Annotated in this window: 8 protein-coding genes; 6 read left to right on the top strand and 2 right to left on the bottom strand. The window is 69.1% G+C overall.

Going from position 1 to position 17,462, the window contains the following annotated elements:
• Window positions 1–161: 161 nt before the first annotated feature.
• A complete protein-coding gene (locus ACZ3HL_RS24855) occupies window positions 162–896 on the bottom strand; it encodes an SAM-dependent methyltransferase (RefSeq protein WP_465534042.1) in 735 nt (244 codons plus the stop codon).
• Between the two features lie 435 nt (window positions 897–1,331).
• Here ACZ3HL_RS24855 and ACZ3HL_RS24850 point away from each other — a divergent pair, with 435 nt between their 5' ends.
• The 4 genes from ACZ3HL_RS24850 (at window position 1,332) to ACZ3HL_RS24835 (ending at window position 14,386) form a co-directional block, all read left to right on the top strand.
• The gene (locus ACZ3HL_RS24850; protein ID WP_465534040.1) at window positions 1,332–1,889 is read left to right on the top strand and encodes a YceI family protein; all 558 of its coding nucleotides are present in this window, start codon (window positions 1,332–1,334) and stop codon (window positions 1,887–1,889) included.
• A gap of 109 nt (window positions 1,890–1,998) precedes the next feature.
• The gene (locus ACZ3HL_RS24845) at window positions 1,999–2,664 is read left to right on the top strand and encodes a helix-turn-helix domain-containing protein (protein WP_465534038.1); all 666 of its coding nucleotides are present in this window, start codon (window positions 1,999–2,001) and stop codon (window positions 2,662–2,664) included.
• Between the two features lie 119 nt (window positions 2,665–2,783).
• The gene (locus tag ACZ3HL_RS24840; protein WP_465534036.1) at window positions 2,784–13,733 is read left to right on the top strand and encodes a hypothetical protein; all 10,950 of its coding nucleotides are present in this window, start codon (window positions 2,784–2,786) and stop codon (window positions 13,731–13,733) included.
• Between the two features lie 29 nt (window positions 13,734–13,762).
• On the top strand, window positions 13,763–14,386 hold the full coding sequence (locus tag ACZ3HL_RS24835; RefSeq protein ID WP_465534034.1) for a hypothetical protein: 624 nt from the start codon (window positions 13,763–13,765) through the stop codon (window positions 14,384–14,386).
• 52 nt (window positions 14,387–14,438) lie between these two features.
• Here ACZ3HL_RS24835 and ACZ3HL_RS24830 read toward each other — a convergent pair whose 3' ends face one another.
• On the bottom strand, window positions 14,439–15,929 hold the full coding sequence (locus ACZ3HL_RS24830) for an alpha/beta hydrolase (RefSeq protein ID WP_465534032.1): 1,491 nt from the start codon (window positions 15,927–15,929) through the stop codon (window positions 14,439–14,441).
• A gap of 113 nt (window positions 15,930–16,042) precedes the next feature.
• Here ACZ3HL_RS24830 and ACZ3HL_RS24825 point away from each other — a divergent pair, with 113 nt between their 5' ends.
• Both ACZ3HL_RS24825 and ACZ3HL_RS24820 read left to right on the top strand, forming a co-directional pair.
• Entirely contained in the window at window positions 16,043–16,765 is a 723-nt protein-coding gene (locus tag ACZ3HL_RS24825) for a helix-turn-helix domain-containing protein (RefSeq protein WP_465419242.1), read from the top strand.
• A gap of 2 nt (window positions 16,766–16,767) precedes the next feature.
• Complete coding sequence (locus tag ACZ3HL_RS24820; protein ID WP_465534030.1) at window positions 16,768–17,430, top strand: hypothetical protein; 663 nt, start codon at window positions 16,768–16,770, stop codon at window positions 17,428–17,430.
• The last annotated feature ends 32 nt before the right edge of the window (window positions 17,431–17,462 follow it).

The following is a 17,462-nucleotide window of genomic DNA, read 5'->3' as shown; positions in this document are numbered from 1 at the left end:
AACGCTCGACTGGGACACCCCAGCCGAGCGCCTCACTACACTCCTCACCACAACCAGATGACCACCCGTGTTGCAACGACCCCTCGAATCCGCCCATTGCGCCCAGCGCAATGAAGGGGGCCTTCACGTACCGAGATCACCGCTGGTGGTGAGTTTCCTGGTCAGGGCGTGCGGCGGAGGACGAGGGACAGAAATCCCCACGTCTCCCGGTAGACGCGCAGCCATTCGGTCCGGCGGATGCTCGCCGTCGAGAGCGCTTCCGTGCTGTCCGGGTCTTCAGGATGGTCGAGTGCCCACGAGGCCAAGGATCCCCAGCATGCCCACTCGTACTCGTCGAGTTCGTGGCGGGTGCTGACATGTCCGTGGATCGGGGTCCACCCGTCGGCGGCCACACGGTCCACTGTGGTCGCCAGGTCGGCGAAGTCCCCGAGCATCTCGACGGCTTCGGGGGACGGGTCTCGGTTCCAGAAACCCTCTCCGATCAGGACGCGGCCTCCGGGAGCCAGATGACCGCGGGCGGCGGCCAGGGTGGGTAGCAGCCCGCCGAAGGCGTGCGAGGACCCGACGCTCAGCACCAGGTCGAACGGCTGGGCCGAGACGAACCCTTCGGCCTCGCGGTGGTGGAGGACGAGGCGATCGGCGACGCCACGATCGCTCGCCGCGCGGCGAGCGTCTTCCAAGGCGTCCCCGGAGATGTCCACGCCTTCGGCGACCAGGTGTGGCCGCGTGGTCAGGGCGCGCAGGAGCCATTCCCCGCTGCCGCACCCGAGATCGAGGACGCGCTCGTCACCTCGGGGGAGTCCCCGGTTCAGGAGCCGGTCGACCGAGGTGTCGTCCAGCGGCGATTTGATCGGGTGATCGGTATGGGCGATACGGGAGACTTGTTCGCGGTTCAAGTGTGGAGCCCTTCGACAACGGGGCCGACGCCGTCGGCCCAAGACTTTGACTGGGCGCACGCGAGCGCGATCCTCGGCGTCGGGAAGCGACGGAAGATCGAGTTCGGTGCTGGGTCGGGTCATGCCCGGTTTCGTTGTCGACCACCCGCGAGGGGTGTCGCGCAGCGCGGTGACTCAGGATCGAGCCACCCGGTGGCTCATCGCGAAGTGCTGATCGCCGAAACCGGGTCCGACAGCTCGACATGTGTGCGCATGTGCTGCACACCTCCCCCTCCGCGATGGCCCGCCCTGGTGCGGACGACCGGACCGTAGCCACCCGGGGAACGGGCACGCAACCGAGATATCAGCGGCCTGCCCGGTCCGTCCGCCTCACATCCGGCGGAGAGGTTTCGTCGTAGTGCTGAGAACGCTTCCGCTACCCGCTAGGAGCCCAGCATGACGACAGTGACCCCGCTCAGCGAACTGACCGGTGACTATTCGCTCGACGCCACCGGGACGACGCTCGGCTTCGTCGCCCGGCACACCATGGCCAGCCGGGTACCGGGTCATTTCGACGAATTCGACGGCAGCGCCCACTTCGACGGTGACGACCCGGCCAGGTCCAGTGTCCGGCTCACCATCAAAGCCGCGAGCATCCACACCGGCAACCAGAAACGTGACGAGCACCTGCGCACCGCCTTCCTCGACGCGGAAGGTCATCCGGTCATCACCTTCGTCTCGACCGCCGTCCGGCACCTCGGTGGCACCGGGTTCGAGGTCGCCGGGGACCTGAGCATCCGAGGCGTCACGAAACCGGTCCGCGTCGCCGTCGAACTGGTCGACGCCAGGCCCGGCCCGGACGGCTTCCGTGCCGGCTTCACGGGCGGAGTCTCGCTCAACCGCCACGACTGGGGCGTGAACGAGAACTTCGCCACCAGGCTGATGGTCAGTTCGAAGGTGACTTTGCAGCTCACCGTCGGCGCGAGCCGTCAGGGGACTCGTCCGATGCGCTGAACCCGCAGCCCCGCCGATTCCGCCGTTCGCCGTAACGCCTGGTCGCGGGCGGACGACAACTCAGGCACAAAGAGCCGATCGGTGCACGCGACCGCGGTGGAGGTCACTGATGCTTACGGACGATCTGAGCGAGGTGACCGGCACCGTCGGACGTATCCCGATGGGCATGGCGCGCGTACCCGGCCGCTCGGTGCTCGAGGGCGCCTTCGCATTGCTCGAGGTGCTCGCCGCCGCAGACGCCGGCGCGGGTCTGGGGTTGACCGAGGTGGCCCACCGGGCCGGCCTGCCCAAGTCGACGGCCCATCGGCTGCTGGAGCAGATGTGCGGGATCGGCGCGGTCGAACGGCTGTTCCGCGGATACGTCGTCGGCCCGCTGGCGGGCAGGCTCGTCCAGGGCCGCGGGCGGCTGCACGCGAGGATCCGCGCCGCCGTGGGGAGACCGGCGATCCGGCTGGCCAAACTGACCAGGGCCGATGTCGCGGTGGGCGTGCTGGCCGGGTCCGAAGTCGTGGTCGTCGCGGCGGTTTCGGGGCACTCCGCGAGCGTGCCCGCCGTCGCGCCGGGCACGGTGCTGCCGTCCTCGGCGGCGGTGGCCGTGGTGCTGCTCGGCGGTCTCGCCCGCGGTGCCGCCGCGCCGATCCGGTGCCCGGAAGGCCGGATCGTGGCCGCGATCGGCTTGCTGGCCATCCCGGCGAGCGACCTCGCGGTGATGCGGCGGCTGGTCGACGCCGCCGCGCTGGAGGCCGGTCACGAGTTGGCCGAATCCGCCCGCTGACGGCCGGGAAGCCACCAGTCCGGTGAGCGGACCACCCTCTTCACGTGGATTTCACCATTGGTCAGCCTTCTCCGAGTGAACGGCGCGTCGTCGCGCGCCCGTGAACGGGGAGGTGCCCGATGGGCTCACGTACCGGCTCCAGGTGGCTCGCGTCGGCGACGGCGTTCGTCGTCTCGATCGGGATGGGCGTGGTGGTCACCCCCGCCCCGGCGCGGGCGGCGAGCCCTGGAGTCGGCACGCTGGTCAACGCGTTGGCCGCGCCCACGAACAGCTTCGCGGCCTGGAGCAAGGGCCTCGGCACGATCGGACAGCTGGCGAAGGCGCTGCCCGCCGTGCAGACCAGCCCCGGCGCCGCGCTCGGGTTCGACACCCTGGCCCAGGAGGCGTTCAACGCGGGGACCAAGAAGCTCTCCGCCGCGGTCGACGACGCCGATCTGGACATCGATCAGCCGATCACGTTGTCGGCCGACCGCACCGGGACGCTCAAGACCACACTGAGCACCGTCGGGGAGGACAAGAGACTCGATCTCACCCTGACCGTCTCCCGCGTGCTGCAGAACCAGGCACTGAACATCCCGGTCCCGGTCGGTGACGGCACCAACGCCCCGCAGTCGGCGTTCTCCTCCACCGGCGGGGTCCGGCTCACCGTCGGCACCACGGTGAAGCTGACCTTGATCTGGGACAAGGCACACGACAAGGCCTACATCCTCAACGACGGTACGACGCCGTCGTTCACCGTCGACGCCTCGGCCGATTTCCCCGACGCGAACGCCATCAAGGCCGTCAACGCCGCCATCGGTGTCCTCGGGGTGAAGCTCGTCGAGACCGACACCTCGCTGGACCTCAAGGCGCATTTCGCCGCCACGATCAACGACCCGGACAACGACGGCAGGCTGGCGTTCCTCAACAACGACGGCACCGCGGGCGAGCTGGCCCAGAACGGTTCGCTGGCCGGTCTGGTCAGCTTCGGCTTCGCCAGCCCGGCGGGTTCGCTGAACGGGTCCCTGCATCTGGCGGCCGCGCCCGCCGCTTCCTTCTCCCTGGACCTGCCCGCGGTGGACGCCAAGATCGGCCTCAGCTGGCCGGACATCGCCACCGGGGCCCCGCAGATCACACCGGAAGGCATCGGCACCGTCGGCCCGTTCCTCAACCTGACCCCGCGCGACCTGGCCACCGGTCTCGCGCAACTGGCGACGACGCTGACCTCGATGCAGCGCGCGAAGTGGGGCGACGCGGCGAATCCGATCGGCAACCTCGACCTGCCGTTCCTCAAGGGCACCCTCGCCGACGCGATCCAGCTCAACGAGTCGATCAAGAAGTTCTTGCAGGACAACACCAAGTCCGCGGCGGACCCGACACAGGCGGGTGAACCGCTGTTCGTGTCGCTGCAACAGATGCTCGACAAGCTCAACACCGCGGCGAACCTGCCCGGCGGCGGCAAGATCGGCATCTCCGACGTCCACTTCCCACCGGGCTCGACCAAGCTCGACTTCAAGATCACGTTGTCCCGCAAGGCCCCGGCGACGGCCGTGGACCTCAACGCGGCCGCCGCGGCGGCATCCGGGCCGGCAGGCAACCCGGCGAAGACCAGCTACACGCAGACCACCCTCAAGGACGAGAACCAGACCTGGAAGCCGGGGGAGTTCGCGGGGCGGCGCCTCGTCGCCGGCGCGGCGGGGGCGACCGTCGAGAACAACGACGGGAACACGCTCTTCCTTCAGGCACCTGGGTGGACGCCGGTGACCCCGGCCGCCAACGCGCCGTACACGATCTCCGGGATGCAGGGCGACATCGGCGTCGTGCAGCTCGGCAACGACCTGAAGACCGGTGGCCGCGGTGTCGGCGAGGCCAACGCCGTCAACGCCACCGCGAAGGTCAAACCCAGTTACGACGCCGCCGTCACCCTCGTGCTCGACCTGCGGAACCCCACCGTCCACAATCCGCCGATCGAGCAGAAGAACCCGGACGGCAGCACGACACTCGTCGGCGCGACACCGACCGGGCCGGACCGGCTGCTGCTGCGCACCTCCGGCGGTCCCTCGCTGTTCACCGCCGACTTCCCGATGGACGCGGGCATCGACCTCTTCGCCAACGCCGGATTCCTCCAGGTACAGCTGAAGGGCGCGGCGCACGTCTGCCATCCGAACGCGGGCACCGACTGTGCCGGCACACCGGGCGCGGACGATCACATGGTGCAGGTCAAACTCAAGGACCTGGGCGACCTGACCTTCGGCGCCGTCGTCGACAAACTGCTGCACGACCCTGGGGCGCTGCTCGACTTCCAGGTGCGTGTCCGCGGTGCCGGTGGCGTCGACGCGAGCGCGCCGGGTACGGGCGACTTCCTGAAGGGCGCCACCGCGCACGCGGGATTCACCTGGAACGACCTCACCAAGCTGACCGGCCCCGAAGGGCCGCAGTTCAGCACGAGCGACCTCTCCGAACTGGCGAACTTCGACTTCGACCCGGCCAACCCGAAAGCGCTCTTCTCGATCATCCTGAAGACCTTGCAGACCCTCAACGCGTCGATCAGTGACGCCTCGCCGTCGGGTGCCGCGGTGTTCGGGACCAAGATCCCCCTCGTCGGCCGTTCGCTGAAGGACCTGTTGAAGGCCGACCAATCCGGCTCGGGCCCGACCGTGAGCTACGGCCCGAACTCCGTGAAGGACACCGCGCGCACCGTCGAGAAGGGCAACGCGTTCCCGCCCTCGCTCGTCGGCCGCACGGTCGTCGCCGGTACGCAGGTGGGCATCGTCGGGAACGTCACGCCGGACACGCTCGTCCTGGCCGGACCGTGGGCCAGCCGGCCCGCCCCGGCGACGTCGTACGTGATCCGGTCCGAACTGGACGACGTGATCTCGATGCTGGAGGCGGCGCCGTCCGACAACCTGCAGCGCCTCGTCCAGACCATCGACACCCGCTTCAAGGACAGCGTTCCGGTCACCTTCGAATACGCCGAGCCCGGCGGGACGCCGTCACTGATCATCCGGCTGGACTGGAAACGCGCCTACCACACCAGCACGCCGGTGCAGTTCGACTTCAGCCTGCCCGCCGGTGGCCAGCGGGTCGCCGGGGTGCAGGGCGACGGCTCGGTGTCGCTCGGCGTCGGCGGTCAGGTCAAGATGGGCCTGGTCGTGCCGTTGCAACCCGGCGCCGGGCCTGCCGACGCGAACGCGCTGCGCGTGCTCGACGATTCGAAGATCGGCGTCAAACTCGACGCCACCGTGGAGAACGGCACCATCGCGACCACGCTGGGCCCGTTGAGCGTTTCGCTCGGCGACCCGAAGTCGGCGGACAAGGCGACCGCCAAGGCGTCCTACTCGATCGACCTCGCCAAGGGCGGTGGCACCGGTGCGCCGGTCAGCTTCACCGACTTCCTCGGCGCTGTCGGGCCGACGATCAACGCCGGGAGCACCGCTGCCGACTGCGGCCTCGACGGCAGTACGCCGCTGGCCCTGTGTGCCAAGTTGCCGTTGTACATCAGCGAAGACGGCGGCGCGACTTACAGCAAGGTGATCACCGACGAGACGAAGTCCAACAACTTCGCCTTGCGCCTGCCCAAATCGACCGCTGCCGACGACTACTTCAACCTCGGCGGAGCGCCGATCGACGGGCATCCTCGGTTGGAGACCCCGGATCCGGCGCTGCTGGCGGACGCGCTCGCGGCCAAGCTGATCGACTTCGGCAGGCTCGACGGCCTCGACAGCTACCTCAACCTGGTGGAGCAGGCCCTGAACACCGCCAGCTTCGGCGGCAAGCTGCCGCTGCTCGGCGACGACCTCCAGCAGGGCGCGGACTTCATCGGCAAACTGCGCACCGCGATCCACAACGCGCTGGACCAGCTGCCCGCGAACGGTCATTTCACCGACATGGCCGCGGTACGCGGCTGGGTCAACGACCAGCTCGGCGGGAAGCTCGCGGCCGCGGGCCTCAACCCGGACACGGTCACCGTGGACACCGTGTGCAAGACGCCGCTGGGCACTGTCGGCGCACCGACGGTCAAGCTGCACGAAGGCGCCACTGCCGCGGACAAGACCTACCGCTATGTCGTCGCGTCCTATGTGACGATCAACGGCGAGAAGAAACAGGCGAAGGCCAGCGACCCCGGCCAGATCACCACCGGCCCGGCCGCACTGTCCACAACGGACTCGCTGGACATCGCGTGGGAACCGGTCAGCAACGCGGCCGGCTACCAGGTGTTCCGTGAAGAGGGCGGCGCCTTCAAGCTGATCGCGGACGTCACCGAGGCCAAGTTCACCGACGTCGGCGCCGCTTCGATCGGCGGGGCGCCGGAGAACCCGGCCGAGAATCCGCGACCGCACGATTGCTCGTACAACGACCTCGACGCGGTCACGATCAGCCTGAACGTCAGCCAGGGTGACTTCAGCGGCGACCTGCTGAACTGTGCCGGACTGCCGTCCGGCCACGAATGCCTCAAGGAGACCGTGCCGCTCGACCTGGGGATCCCCGGGTTCTCTCTGAAGTCCGACGGCGGCGCGGGCCCGGAGGTCCAGCTCGGCTGGCGGCTGCACCTGTCCATGGGAATCAGCCGGAGCGAGGGATTCTTCGTCAGCACCAAGGACTCCGCGCAGCCCGAGTTCGCGGTCGGGCTGAACGTCACGCTGCCGGACAAGATCGACGCGCAGCTCGCGTTCATCAACATCACCGGGGAGAACTGCACGAAGCAGAAGAGCGAGGACGACTGCAACCACGCGGCCGCCCCGGCGAACGACGCCGGTGTCCTGCCGCTGTTCGGTGGCGCGTTCAAGATCGACCTGGTGGCGCCGGACGACCCGACCAACGGCAGGCTGCACCTGACCGATCTGCAGAACGCCGGACTGGACCGGCTCGCCGACGTCAAGCTGCACGCGAGCGCGGACATCAACTGGCTGCTCAAGGCACGGCCGGGGGAGGACGCCGGATTCCCCGGCATCCAGGCCAACTTCCGGTTGCACTGGGCGTGGAACAACGTCAAACCGGGGACCAACAGCGCCGACGGCGGCAACTCCCCGCTGACACTGGCCTTCGACAAGGTGGCCATCGACAGCGGCGAGATCTTCGGCAAGATCCTCAGCCCGATCGTGAACAAGATCAAGCAGGTGACCGGACCGCTCGACCCGGTGATCAAGACGCTGTACGCGCCGATCCCGGTGCTTTCGGACCTGTCCCATCTGGCCGGCGGCGGGGACGTCACGATGGTGTCCATCGGCAAGGCCTTCAGCACGATCGCCGGCGGGCCGGACCTGAAGTTCGTCGACACCATCGCCGGGGTCGTCAACTTCATCAACAATTTCCCGACCTGTACCGACAAGTGCCTCATCCCGCTCGGGTCGTTCGAACTCGGCGGCCAGAAGGCACTCGACACCACCGTGACCCCGGACAACACCGAGAGCCTGATCAGCGCGAAGAAGGACGCCGGTGGCGGCACCGGCTTCGCCCCGATCCTCGGCGCGATCAACGGCAAGAACTCCAACCCGAAGTCGGTCGGCCCGATGACCACACAGGCGTCGGCTGCCGGGTTCAGCTTCCCGGTGTTCGAGAAACCCGCTTCGCTGTTCAACGTGCTGCTCGGCGGGGACGTCGACCTGGTCAAGTTCGACTCCGGACCGCTGCGCCTCGGCTTCGACTGGCGTCAGCAGTTCGGGCCGGTGTACGCGCCACCGCCGGTGGTGATCACCTTGCACGGTTCCGCGTCGGTGACGCTGCGCATCGTCGCGGGCTTCGACACCTTCGGCATCCGCAAGGCGTTCGAGGCGGCTCGTGCGGGCGAACTCGACCTCGGGACCGTGGGGCAGGCGTTCCTGCAAAGCCTGTTCTTCTACACCACCGAAAACGGGAAGCCAATCCCGGTGGTGTCGTTCACCGGCGAACTCGCGGCCGGGGCGGCGGTCACGGCGGTGGTCATCACCGTCGGCATCGAAGGCGGCGTCGGGCTCACGGTTTCGTTCCTGTGGAACGATCCCAACCACGACGGGAAGTTCCGGATCACGGAGTTCCTGCAAACGGCGCTGAACAACCCGATATGCCTGTTCACCGTTTCGGGGCGGCTCTATGTCTTCCTCAAGCTCTACGTGACGGTCGGCTTCGGCCCGTTCTCGGTGTCGTTCAGCTTCACGATCGTCGACGTCACGCTGCTCGACTTCACCGCGACACCGAACTGCACGCCACCACCACCGAAACTCGGCGGGCTCAGCGGTGACGGCAAGACACTCGTGGTGTACGCGGCCGCGCTCGGCCACACCGCCCAGCGCGGTGGCGGCGCGGGTGACCCGTACGAGTCGAACAACCAGGAGAAGGACACCGTCAAGATCACGTCGCTGCACGACTACGCGAACCCGGCGAGCCCGGCGTTCACCGGCGTGGCCGTGGACATGCTCGGGATCCGGCGCGAGTTCCGGAACCCGAATATCGAGCGGGTGGTCGTGGACGGCCGCGGTTACGCGAAGCCGATGAGCGTGACGTTCATCGGGGACGCCAAGCTGGACACCGCGAAGGACGGCCCGCCACCGCCGACCGCCCAGTTCGACCGCGACGCGATCGTGTTCGGCGGGGAGAAGAACGACCAGATCAAGACCGGTATCGGCAACTCGTGGGTCGATGGCGGCAAGGGTGACGACACCATCGTCACCGGCGACCGCACCGTGCTCGCCGCGGACCGGAAGAGTTATGTCCAAAATGGAGCGAAGGCGCGTGTCGCCGGCGGCCCCGGCGTCGACAGCATCACCGTCGGCAACGGCGAGGACATCGTCGCGGGCGACTCGAGCCTCGGCGCGCCTCCGGTGACCTCGGTCGGCTTGAAGGAACTGAAGAACGACGGCCGCGATGGTGGCGACCCGCTCGCCGACGGTACCGGCGGCCCGACCGTCTCCGTGCCGAACTGGGCGATCCTGCCCGATCCGAAGGGCGGGACCGGGACCGGCGACGGCAACGACACGATCAAGGTCGGCCTCGCCAAGTCGACCGCGTTCGGCAACGGCGGCGACGACACCCTCGGTGTCGCGGCCGACGATCCGCTGAAGGACGTGCCGACCCTTCCGCAGTCGCTCTTCGTTTCCCAGGGTGCGACTCTCATCGGTGGCGACGGCAGCGACCGCTTCGCCGGCGGTACCGGACCGGACCACATCTATCCGGCCGCGCAGGTCGATCCCGGCATCGACGGCTACGGCTCGGACGACGCCAACACCACGGGCGGGCCGGCCGGCGGGCCGATCAACACCGTGGACACCGGCACCGGTAACGACACGGTGTACGGCGGGAAGGGACAGGACCGGGTCACCGGCCACTCGACCAAGACGCAGAAGGACGACTTCCGCGGTGGCGGCGGCAACGACATCCTGTTCGGCGGGTACGGGGCGGACACCCTCTACGGCGGGCCGGACGACGACTACGTCATCGCCGAACCGTCCACTTTGGCCTTCCCGGACCCGCCGAAGACCGACGACTACGGGCCGCTCTACTTCGTCACGCACACCCCGCTCCCGCAGGGGGTGAGCCCGTCGCACAAGACGCTGGTCGGCGGCCTCGGCCGGGACCACATCATCGGCGGTGACGGCGGCGCGGACGTCTACGGCGACAAGCAGACGACACCGTGCAAGGCCGGTTCGCCGCTGCCGTCGACCCCGGTCGACGAGACGGTGAACGACGCGCTCGACGGCAACGACCGCGTCATCGGTGGCGCCGGTGTCGAGAACGTGCGGGCCGGCGGCGGTGACGACAATGTCGACGCCGAGGCGAACGAAGACCTCGTGTGCGGTGAAAAGGGCAAGGACGTCCTGCACGGCGGCCGCGACGCGGACCAGGTCTGGGGCGGCTCGGACGACGACGCCGTGTACGGCGACACCGGAGCGGACACCCTGTACGGCAACGACGGCGTCGACACGATGTTCGGCGGCGACGACCCCGACACCATCGAAGGGAACAACGGCAAGGACTGGATCTCCGGTGGCCTGTCCGGTGACGTGATCGTCGGCGGCACCCGGGCGGCCGGGCAGCCCGACGACGGCGACAAACTGTTCGGCGACGGCGGCACCGACACGATCATCGGCGACAACGGCGATCCGGCGGCGGCCGGTGGGCCGGTGTTCGACCTGGCCACCAGCGCGGACGCCGCACTGGGCGGCGACGACACCATCGGCGGCGGCATGGACACCGACGCGCTGTACGGCGGGCTGGAGAACGACACCGTCTCCGGAGGGAAGGACCCGGACCGCATCGAGGGCAACCCCGGTGCCGACACGTTGAACGGCGAGACCGAGGCCGACGACATCATCGGCGGCAGCCACCAGACGCCCGGTGCCCCGGCGGCGAAGAACGCGGCCGGCTACCCGGACGCGGGTGACACGATCTCCGGCGGCGACGCCGACGACGTGATCACCGGCGACAACGCCATGATCACCGGCACGGGCGGCGCGGACAGCGGCGACCCGGTCACCCGGGGACGCGGGCTGTCGGCGGGCAGGCACGTGGTGCTGTTCGACCTCGGCTTCACCGCCGACGCGGCGAACTCCGGCGGAGACACCATTTCCGGCGGTACCGCCACGGACATCGTCTACGCGCAGTCCGGAATGGACACCGTGCACGGCGACGCCGGGGACGACTACGTGGAAGGCGGCCAGGACGCCGACAAACTGTTCGGCGACTCCGGGCAGGATGATCTCGTCGGCGGTTCGTCCGCCGTGGAGATGGGCAGTGGCGAGGGCACCGTCGGTCAGCTCGACACCGGGGACACCATCTCCGGTGGCGAGGACGCGGACGTGATCACCGGCGACAACGCGCTCGTGACCAGGGACGCGGGCATTCCGAAGAGCCCGATCACCCAGGGCCGGTTCGACACGGATCTGCCCGGCGCGCTTCCGATGACGCATCGCAGCATCCAGCTGTACGACCTCGGTGACACGCCGGTGCCGAACACCTCCGGCGGCGACGACATCACCGGCGACAACGGATGCGACGCGATCCTCGGCCAGTCCGGCAACGACCGGATCAAGGGCGGCAACGACGGCGACCACGCCGAAGGCGGACCGGGCCGGGACTGGATCGAAGGGAACAACGGCGACGACGACCTCGTCGGCGGCAGCTCGACGATCCACGGCGACGACACCGCGCTGACCACCCAGGGCCAGCCGGACACCGCGGACGTGGTCTTCGGTGGCACGGGCGACGACGTGGTCCTCGGCGACAACGCGATCACCGACCGGATCGCACCGCCGTCGCCGTACCTGCTCCGTGTGGGCAGCAACGGGACGTTCGAGACGCAACGCTCGCTGCGGCTGCTGGATCTGTCGTGGAGCAACGGATTCCTCGGCGCACCGGCTCGTTCCGTGGCGGGCGGGGACCAGCTGTCCGGTGGTGGCGGCGTCGACGTGATGTTCGGCCAGGACGGCGACGACCAGATCGCCGGTGGCGCGCACGACGACTACGCCGAGGGCAACGGCGGACACGACACGATGTTCGGCGACCGCACGCTCGCGGAGGCCGGGATCGCGATCAGCCCGCCGGAGCCGGCGTGGCCGGGTGCGGCGTCGGACGACCTCGGCGACGTCTCCGCGCCGAACGGTCAGGACGACCTCATCGGCGGCAGCTCGCTGGAGGTCTTCCGCGACACGGCCGACGACGTGCACGGTGACGGCGCCGCCGACTTCATCCTCGGCGACAACGGCACCGCGGTGCGGGACATCGTGGACCAGACCGGCAAACCGGTGGCGCTCGGCGACGACCTCTCGAAGGTCTCGCTGCCGCTGACGAACCGGATCTACGCGAAGCGTTACGACCCGCAGAACCTCCCGCAGGGCGCGGCGTTCGTCCGCCACGGCGTCGACGGTGCACCGACTCGCTTCTGCACCACCACACAGGCCACCTGCGAGGCGCTCGGCGCCTCCGGCGGCGACAACCTGTGGGGTGACGCGGGGGAGGACACCCAGTACGGCCAGGACGGCGACGACCTGATGTACGGCGACACCGGCACGGCGACGGCTCCGGGTGACGGCGCCGACGACATGTACGGCGAGCTGGGTGGAGACCGGATGTGGGGCACCGGCGGCGAAGACGCCATGGTCGGTGACCGCGGCGGCATCGTGGACGTGTTCCAGAACGGGTCGAACCACTTCGTGATCGACAAGCCCCAGGTGCCCGCGATCCACTACGAGGGATTCCTGGCGGGCTCGGTCACGCGGCAGGTCGATCTGCAGCACGACGTCGACGGCGACACCTTCGCCGCACCCGGCAACGCCCCGGCGATGCCGCACCGCGGCGACCTCGAAGGCGGCGACGACCGCATCCGCGGCGGCGACGACCACGACTCGATCCACGGCGGCTTCGGTGATGATCTGGCCAACGGGGATTCGGGTGGTGACATCGTCTTCGGCGACGACGGCGCGGACGTGCTGTGGGGCGGCAAGGGCGGTACCGACCCGGCCAACCCGAACGACCGGGGTGTCGACGACTCGCTCGTCGACCACCTCATCGGCGGCAAGGGCGCCACGTCCGGTCCGTCGGTCGACCCGAACACCGGCGCGCTGGGTTCGGACATCCTCGACTGGCGTCCGCGTGGCACCTACGGCGCACCGGGGCAGACCACCTGCACCGCGAACCCGTGGCCGCAGACGTTCGGCAACGGCAAGAACGCGGTCACGGTCGACCCGTGCACGTGGTTCGAGATGACGAACCTCGACAACGCCGACATGGCGGACAACCAGCACCACCAGGGCATCGACTGGATCTACGGCGGCTGGGACCGCGACGTGCTGCAGGCCGACGTCGCCGACAACGGGCCGAACCCCGGTGACCGGCTGCTCGACTGGGGCGGTGCGTACAACCTCTACACGCACTGCAACGCGGCCTACGGCGGCTACAACGACGTCCGGCAGCACAGCCCGACGCATCAGGAGTTCCTGCAGCGGTGGGCCTATTCGCTGGGCGCCGGTCAGGCGGCCGGAGACGTGACCACGGCGGGCACGTCGGCCTACGACGAACTGGCGCTGGTGTACCAGCCGGACATGAAGGACCACGGCACGGGACCGGCGTTCCCGACGACCCCGGGCCATTTCGACAACCCGAACGCGTGTGCCCCCTGAGGACGCGGCTCACCGGTGAGGAGAAAGGCATGTACAGCAGAATCGTCAAACGTGGCGTGATCGTCGGAGTCGTAGTCGTCGTCGCGAGCAGCAGTATCGCTTCGGCGGCGCCTCCGGCGCCGGGACCCGGCGGCCCTCCGCCGCAGAATGTGGTCGTGACCAACGGCCCGGACAGGCCGGTACCGGTCAGCGCGGCACAGAGCGGCGCCTGGAACGTCGGGATCACCGGGACACCCACGGTGAACGTCGGCAACTTCCCGCAGGCCGTCGCGACGCCGCTGTGGCAGGGCACGCCTTACGCGGCCAGCCAGGTGATCATCAACGTGAGCGGCTTCCAGTGCCAAGACCTCACACCGGTCCCGGCGGGCCAGGTGCTCTTCGTCCGCACCGTGGTCACCGACTTCAACGTTTCGCCGGGCAACGCGGGTTCGGCCACGCTGAGGTTCACCCCGCTCGGCGGCACCGAGCAATTCCTCCGGCTGCCCGTGCAGCGATCGGCGCCCGTCACCCAGGTCGCCGGACTGTACGACCGCTACCAGGGGGCGCTCGAACTGGGCATGCCGGCGACCGGTGGGCCGGCCGCCTGCTTGGGCGGTGGACCGGACCTCAACGGCACGATCGCCGTCCTCGGGTTCCTGGTCCCGGCGCCGTGACGGCGACTGTGTGGGTTTTGGGCCGTCAGTCGTCCCAAAACCCACACAGTGCTCACGGGCAGAACACGTCGCGCTTCGGCAGCTTCCCGGACGTCAGGAAGTTCGTCGTGGTGTTCAGCGCGCAGGCGTTGCCACCGAGGACGTACGCGCCGTGCCCGCCGGCTTCCACGGTCACCAGCCGTGAGCGGGCACCGAACTTCTCGTCGAGCAGCTGCCCGCCCCGCAGCGGTGTCGCGGGGTCTCGCCGGTTCTGGACCACCAGCACGTTCTCCGGTCCGTCGTCCTTGACCGCCACCGGAGGTTCGGCGGGCGCGTACGGCCAGAACGCGCACGGAACGACGTTCGCTCCGGCGGCGCCGAAGAGCGGGTACCGCTCGCGGTCTTCGGCCACGCCACGCTGATAGGCACGCAGGTCCGACGGCCACGCGACGTCGTTGCACGTCACCGCGAGGAACACCGACCACGCGTTGTCCGTCGGCGACGGCGTGGCCGCCAGGGACAGGCGCTTCGCCTCGGAGGCGACGCGTTCCGCCGCTGCCTTGTCGCCGTCACGGACCGACTGCCACCACTGTGCCGTCTGCCCGTACCGCGTCTTCCCGTAAAGGCCCGCGAAGGTGGCCAGCCGGAACAAACGCCCGTCGAGGCCGTTCACCGCGGTCTTGTCGAGTTTCTCCGCGAGCGCGAAGTACGTCTTGCGCACTTCGGTGGCAGTGCGGCCGAGGCCGTACGACTCGTGCCGCGCCGCCGCCCACTTCGCGAAGTCCGGGAAGGTCTCCTCGGCGCCGAGCCCGAACCGGCGCAACCCGTCACGGTTGAGGTGGGTGTCGCCGATGTTGCTGTCGAGCACGACCCGGTCGGACTTCTCCGGGAACATCGACGCGTACGCCGCACCGAGCGCGGAGCCGTACGAATACCCCAGGAAACTGGCCTTCTCCTCGCCGAGCGCGGCCCGGATCCGGTCGAGGTCCCGCGCCATGTTCGCCGTGGAGATGTGCCTCAGCCTGCCGCCCTTGTCGTTCGCCGCGCACTGTGCGGCCACCCGCTTCGCGATCTTCGCCTGCTCGGCGACCGCCGCTTCGTCCACCGCGTACGGCGGGATGTTGCCCAGGTACTCCTGCTCCGCCGTGAACCCACAGCTCACCGGAGTCGAATGCCCGATACCCCTGGTGTCCATGCCGATCACGTCGTAGCCGTCCAGGACGCTCGCGGGCATGCCATGCGAGGCCAGATCCGCGGGGAACGACAGCCCCGGCCCACCCGGGCCGCCCGGGTTCAGCATGAGCACACCGCGTCGCGCCGCCGGTTTCGTGCTGGCGAGGCGGGAGATCATGACGTCGATCTGCTCGCCCTTCGGCGTCCGGTAGTCCAGTGGCACCGGCACGGTGGCGCACTGCAGCACGATGCCCGCAGGCACCTGCACGTCCTCGGGACACGTGGCCCACGCCGGCCCCCGCGCGGGCTGGGTCGCCCCGGCGGGTGCGGTGAACAGCGGCGCCATGAGGCCGAGGATCACCGCCAGGCCCACAAGCCGTTTCCGTCTCATCGTCTCTCCCCGATCTTGGTGTGATCACCGACGGGACGTATTCGAGACCGTGCCCTCGGGGCACGGTCAAGCCGCTTGACTGTGCCCTTGGGGCACGGTGTCCAATGCGGGAGATGTCCTGGAGCACACGGGAGCTGGCGGAACTGGCCGGCACGACGCTGAAGACCGTCCGCTACTACCACCGGATCGGGTTGCTCGACGAGCCGGAACGCGCCCACAACGGCTACAAGCGGTACCGCGTCGAGCATTTGATCCGGTTGCTGCGGATCCGGCGGCTGGTGGACCTGGGCGTGCCACTGTCCGAAATCCCGGCGATGGCGGGCTCGGACGAGCACACGGAGCAGACGCTGCGCGCCCTGGACGAGGAACTACGGGCGAGTATCGAGCGACAGCAGCGGATGCGCGACGAGCTGGCCCTGATCCTGCGCCGGCGCAGCCTGGTGGACCTGCCACCGGGCTTCGACGGGAACGTCGAGGGCATGCCGGAGGAGGAACGCTCGTTGATGATGATCTTTTCGACCGTGCTGGACCCGGTCACGATGGCTTCGCTGCACGCGCTCCAACCGGAATCCCGGCCTGCCGTCCAGACGGAGTTCGACGAACTGCCGTCGGACGCCGACGACTCGACGCGGCAGCGCATCGCGGAGGCCCTCGCGCCGGTCGCCCGCGCCCAGTTCGACGCCCAGCCCGGATTGCTGGACGCGAAGACGTGGAAAGCCCTCACCGAACCGGTCGTCCTCCACGGCGTCGTGGATCTGTACAACCCGGCCCAGTTGGACGTCCTGCAGCGCGTGAACGCCCTCCTCGACCTCGACCCACCGGAAGCGACGTCCTGACCATGGTCAAGAAACTCACCCGACGGTGGCAGCTGTCCAGGGTCAGGTCCGGGGACGGATCCGCGCTGGCCGAGTACCGCCGATGGCAGCTCTTCTCCCGTTCACTGTTCTTCCTCGATCTCGAAGCACACGTCTACGCGGTCGACGTCCGGTACCTCGCCGACGCCAAAACCCGGAAACAGCACGAAGACGCGACCGGGAAAAGCCCCGCCGCGCTGTACCGGGACGGCGTCCAGCTCTTCCGGTCCAACCTTCCCGCGGCGTTCCCCGTGCCGGGAGGTGTCATCGAGGTCGCGACCAGCGCGGTCGGGCTGAAACGCATGCACTTCGTCCCCGGCGACGGCGGCGAGCGAGCACTGCGTCCACACCCTCGTTCGCAGGAAGGACTGCGGGCGAGGTTCGGACGGCGGTTTCCCCGCGCCAGTGCCGCGATCGGGGCCGTCTCGCTCGTGATCCTCCTGATCGCGCTCGTCGTCGGCCTGCTTCAGGGCGCGGAAGCCGTCACGAAGATCCCCGCCGTCGCCGAACACGTCGGCACGTTCACGTCTCCGGTACCGCTGCCGCACTGGGCGAAGATCACTCTCGCGGTGGCGGGATTCCTCTCGGCTCTCGAACGCGCGCTGAGGCTGCGGTACAACCGGTTGATCGACTCCGTCACCTCTTGAGGCGGAAAGGGGATTCGACGCTCCGGCGCGCG

It is taken from the genome of Amycolatopsis sp. NPDC000009, from assembly GCF_055563465.1.
The sequence above is the reverse complement of the archived record's forward strand: the minus strand, read 5'-3'. Positions and strand labels throughout refer to the sequence as shown.